This window comes from Sinomonas sp. (assembly GCF_051955515.1).
Taxonomy (GTDB): Bacteria; Actinomycetota; Actinomycetes; order Actinomycetales; family Micrococcaceae; genus Sinomonas.
In genome coordinates, this window is sequence record NZ_JBQCGQ010000326.1 from 1 (window position 1) to 4,655 (window position 4,655).

A 4,655-nucleotide genomic window follows, 5' to 3' on the forward strand; every position below is an offset into this window, starting at 1 on the left:
GGGCACCGCGGGCGGAGCCGCGACGTACACGCTCTCTCCGTGGGCGGGCAGCGGAGCCAGTCGCGCCGTGAAGTTCACCGATCCGTCGACTGGCGAGATCTATTACCTGCAGCTCAAGGCCCCGGTGGGCTATGACGCCCCGACGGCCGTCAACGGCAATCTGGGCGTCCAGATCATCAAGAGCGATATCAACGTGTCGGAGTCGCTTCTCATTCCGCCGAGCACCCAGCCGTATTCGGGCTATTACTCGTCGAATCTCTCCTGGCAGGCCGGCCAGACGTTCACGACCGACGGCGGCACCCAGGTCAAGATCAATTCCGTCTCGTCGTCCTCCGCGAGTGTGACGGTGACCGCCATGGCTGCCCTCATCGGCTCACAAATGGACGCGAAGGCCCAGCAGTGGAGTCTGGGCGCGGCAACGAGCGCGATTACCGCTATCCGCAATGGCGGCTATTACCGCAATTACCAGGGCGGAGCAGTGATCTGGACTCCGGCGAACGGGGCCATGGTCTCGCACGGCGTCATCCGCTCGCTGTGGGCAACGCTCGGCTTTGAGAACGGGGTGCTCGGCTATCCGACGACAGACGAGGTTGGGGGCCTCCGAAACGGCGGCATATATCAGAATTACGAGGGCGGCGCAATCATCTGGTCGCAGGCCACCGGTGCCCATTCGTCGATGGGCGCCATCCGGCAGCGCTGGCAGCAGATGGGCTTCGAAAATGGCATCCTCGGTTATCCAACCAGCGAAACAATCGGTGGTCTTCGAAATGGCGGGTCGTTCCAGAACTATGAAGGTGGCGCGATCATGTGGTCGCCGACGACTGGTGCCCATGAATCGGTGGGTCCCATCCGCGATCGGTGGGGCCAGCTGGGCTTTGAAGGCGGGTCCCTTGGCTACCCGGTGTCGAACGTCATTGGGGGCCTTCGAAACGGCGGGTCGTTCCAGAACTACGAAGGCGGCGCGATCATGTGGTCGCCGACGACTGGCGCCCAGGAATCGGTGGGCCCCATTCGCGTTCGGTGGGGCCAGCTGGGCTTTGAGGGCGGGTCGCTGGGCTACCCGGTCTCGAACGTCATTGGGGGCCTCCGAAACGGCGGGACGTTCCAGAACTACGAAGGCGGCGCCATCATTTGGTCGTCTGCCACTGGTGCCCACGAATCCGTCGGACCCATCCGTGATCGTTGGGCCCAGTTGGGCTTTGAGGGCGGCATCATGGGCTACCCGGTCTCCAACGTGATCGGCGGCCTCCGCAACGGCGGGACGTTCCAGAACTACGAAGGCGGGAGCATTCTCTGGTCCCAGGCCTCTGGGGCGCACTCGGTTTCCGGGAAAATCCGTGATGCCTGGGCCTCAACGGGCTTCGAGTCCGGCAAGCTCGGCTACCCGACGAGCGAGGTCTACACGGTCCCGAATGGCACCGCGCAGGATTTCCAGGGCGGCAAGATCGTCTACAGCAATGGGACGGCCACGATCACGTACACCTCCTGATTCCTCCCTTTCCATGCGGGGCCCCACCCGGCACGCTGGGGCCCCGTCTTTTGTTGACTTGACAAATTCGATCCTCATAGGATCGGCATAATGTTTCTGGTCGGAAACAGCATGGGGGACGGCGCGGGGAGGCTCGCGTCAGGAAGGCTTCGACTTGACACATAATGTGAAGCGGCGCGCACGAATGGCCGCACTCTGGGGTGTATTTGCTTCGCTCGTTCTGGCCGGGTCCATGAGTCCCGCCGTTGCCGCCTTTACGGCGTCGATCACGAACTCGGCGAACACCGCCGGATCAGGCACCATCTCATTGCAGGAATCCTCGGGGAGTTCGGTCTGCAGTTCCACTGACGGCGGTGGCATTTCGACGAATAGCGCCACGTGTTCCACGATCAACAAATATGGCGGTGATCTCGCGATGCTGCCGGGAGATTCCACCGCCACCACGGTGACTCTCACCAACACGGGATCTGCATCGATCTCCGCCTTCACGCTGACGCCCGGAACCTGCACCCAATCAGCGAATGGCTCAGTGAGCGGGCGTGCGACTGATTTCTGCTCGAAGCTCCAGCTGCAGATCGTTTCGGGCGCCAGCACGGTCTTTTCGGGAACAGCTGATACGTTCTCGTCGGCACCGCCCATTTCTCTTGTCACGCCGCTGAACGCGGGCGATTCCCAGAGCTACACCTTCACGGTGACCCTGGATTCCTCCGCGGACAACACCTACCAGGGGCTCAAAGCGTCGCAGCCCATCACCTGGTCGGCCTCGAGCTGATTCGTCTGCTGAGCGCCGCCGCGGCCTTTCTTGTCCTGAGCGGCGCTGTCCTTTTCTCCCTTTCGGGCGGCCGGTGGTTCGATATCCGCACGCCCTCCATGGGGGAGGCGGCGCCCGTCGGGTCGCTGGTCCTGACGAGTCCCGTCCGGAGCCTGGGCGACGTCCGCGCGGGAGACATCATCGCGTACAACGACGGCGACACCGGCCGGGTCGTGACCCACCGCGTGGTCGCCGTCGGCCCAGGCTCCGTCACCACGCGGGGCGACATCAACGGATCCGACGACCCCCGCCCCGTGCCCCCCGGGCAGATCCTGGGCAAGGCGAGTGGCGTCGTCGTCGGCGGGGGGTGGCTCCTGCGCGCCGCTCCGCTCCTCGCCTGCGCGAGCCTTGGGCTCGCGCTCGTGGCGGCCCGCGTGAAGGACTGGCTCCACCGGCGCGCGGTGTGGGTCGTCGGCGAGAGCCTCGCGGCCGCCGTCGTCATCCTCGTGCTGCGACCGCTGGTCGGCGTCCAGGAGGTGACCCGCAGTCCGGGTCCGAGCGGCGTCACCATGACCTTCGTGTCCACCGGGTTGCTGCCCGTCCGCATCTCGGCTGACTCTGGGGCCCACGCCGACCTCGCCGCGGGGCAGCTGGGCAGCGTCGAGTCGACGGCGGCACGTTCCGATGGGCGCTTCTGGTTCGTGCCCGCGCTCCACCTCGACTGGGGCGGGTGGACCCTGCTGCTCCTCGCGGCCGCGCTGCCCACCCTGCTCCTGCTGTGGTGGGGCGGCGCCTACGCAACGAGGGCTGCCGGCACCGGCCCGCGGGGCAGGTCCCGTGGGCTGCTCGCCGGACTGGTCGTGGTGCTCGTCGCGGTCGGCACGGGGATCGGCCTTGGTTCCGGGGCCTCCTTCGCCGCGCGCATGACGACGACGGCGAACACCGCGGGGTCGCGCACCTTCTTCACGTGCGGGGCGGCAGAAAGCGGTACGGCCGGGGTGTTCGTGGCGTACGCCATGGGTGCCTCGGGTTTCAGTGAACCCGACCTCTCGGGCCACGGGTTCACAGGCTCCTACTCCCTCCCTCCCGCAACCGCGGCCAGCAGGGGCTGCCTCCGGGACCAGCCACCGTCATCGGCGCGCTTCGACGGGCTCACCACCTGCCTCAACACCCCGGACGCAGCTGTCCAGGCCAGCCCCAACGTGTTCACCCTCGAAGCCTGGTTCTCCACCACTTTGTCCGGCAACGGCAAGATCATCGGCTTCTCCAACGCCCACGGCGTGCTCGGCCTGTTCTACGACCGCCACCTCTACCTCGATCCGTCCGGCCGGCTCGTCTTCGGCGTCAATGCCGGCGGGCCGAAGATCGCCGCATCGCCAGCTGGCGCGTCGTTCGCCGACGGTGCGTGGCACCACGCCGTCGCGACGCTCTCGCCCGACGGGATGCGGCTCTACGCAGACGGCGTGCTGGTCGCCTCCAACCCGGGCGTCACCGTGGGGCAGAGCTACTCCGGCTATTGGCAGATGGGGTGCGGCGCGCTCGGAGGGTGGGTCACGGGATCGGGTGCTCCCTATCTCCTGCCGCCCAGCGTCTTCACCGGCTTGATCCAGTACGCCGCGGTCTACTCGACGGCCCTCACGCCGGCGCAGGTGGCCGAGCACTATCTGGCCGGCGCTCCCTGAGTGGCCCGCGCTAGTGCGGGAGCGGGCGCGGTGGCCGCCGGCGCCGGGCGGGCGCGCGGACCGCGGGCTCCTCCGTGGGCGTCACCGCTGGCTCCCGTTCGCGCCCTTCCTTCTCGCGCTGGCGTGCCCGTGCCTCCCGGGCGCGTCGAACAGCAGCGGCAAGGAGAGCGACGAGCGCGTAGGGAATCGACAGCACACCGCCGGTGAGGAAGACAGCCGCGATGACGACAAGGCCGACCGCCAGCAACCCGAGAATCAAGGTCCCGAACAGAACCCCCGCGTCGATGATCTCCGACGCTGACATGGCTGCCTCCGTGCTCCCCGCACACGCTCAAATTGTCCGACGACCACCGCGAACGGGCCCGTCGCCTCCATGATGCCGCGGCAGCGGGGCGTTGGGGAGAGGCGACGCGCCGATCGATGTCGCCTTGTTATAGAGCGCGCCGCTCGGGTCCCCCCTCTCGTTGCGCCGTCACGTTTGCAGGGTGCGCGGACGACGGCGGGCCGCTGGGACCCTGCGAACGTGACGGGGCAAGATGGGGGGGCGACCGCTCAGCCGGACGACGACGCCGTCCCCCCGAGCCTCTGCGTCACCTCGGCTGCGGCCTCCGCGCAGGAGTTGCAGAGAAACGCGACGTCCTCGGTCGAAACTCTGAAGCGCGGCGCGGAGATGAGCACGGCGGCGACGACGTCACCCCGGTGGTCGTACACCGGCGCGGCCACCCCGACCTCC

General features: G+C 67.5%; 5 protein-coding genes. 3 read left to right on the forward strand and 2 right to left on the reverse strand.

Annotation, left to right across the window (positions count from 1 at the left end; translation table 11 throughout):
- The 3 genes from ACTHL9_RS19315 to ACTHL9_RS19325 all read left to right on the forward strand — a co-directional run.
- The coding region (locus tag ACTHL9_RS19315) for an LGFP repeat-containing protein (RefSeq protein WP_440520917.1) at positions 1 to 1,489 on the forward strand (1,489 nt) is incomplete at its 5' end.
- Between the two features lie 184 nt (positions 1,490 to 1,673).
- The gene (locus tag ACTHL9_RS19320) at positions 1,674 to 2,261 is read left to right on the forward strand and encodes a hypothetical protein (protein WP_440520918.1); all 588 of its coding nucleotides are present in this window, start codon (positions 1,674 to 1,676) and stop codon (positions 2,259 to 2,261) included.
- A gap of 98 nt (positions 2,262 to 2,359) precedes the next feature.
- Positions 2,360 to 3,922, forward strand: coding sequence for a LamG-like jellyroll fold domain-containing protein (locus ACTHL9_RS19325; protein ID WP_440520919.1), 1,563 nt, complete (start codon positions 2,360 to 2,362; stop codon positions 3,920 to 3,922).
- Positions 3,923 to 3,932: 10 nt separating this feature from the next.
- Here the strand turns inward: ACTHL9_RS19325 and ACTHL9_RS19330 are convergent, their stop codons facing one another.
- Positions 3,933 to 4,226 (reverse strand): hypothetical protein, encoded by a 294-nt coding sequence (locus ACTHL9_RS19330; RefSeq protein WP_440520920.1) that lies wholly within the window; start codon positions 4,224 to 4,226, stop codon positions 3,933 to 3,935.
- Between the two features lie 248 nt (positions 4,227 to 4,474).
- Positions 4,475 to 4,655 (reverse strand): IclR family transcriptional regulator domain-containing protein (locus tag ACTHL9_RS19335; protein WP_440520921.1); only part of this gene is annotated, 181 nt, incomplete at its 5' end.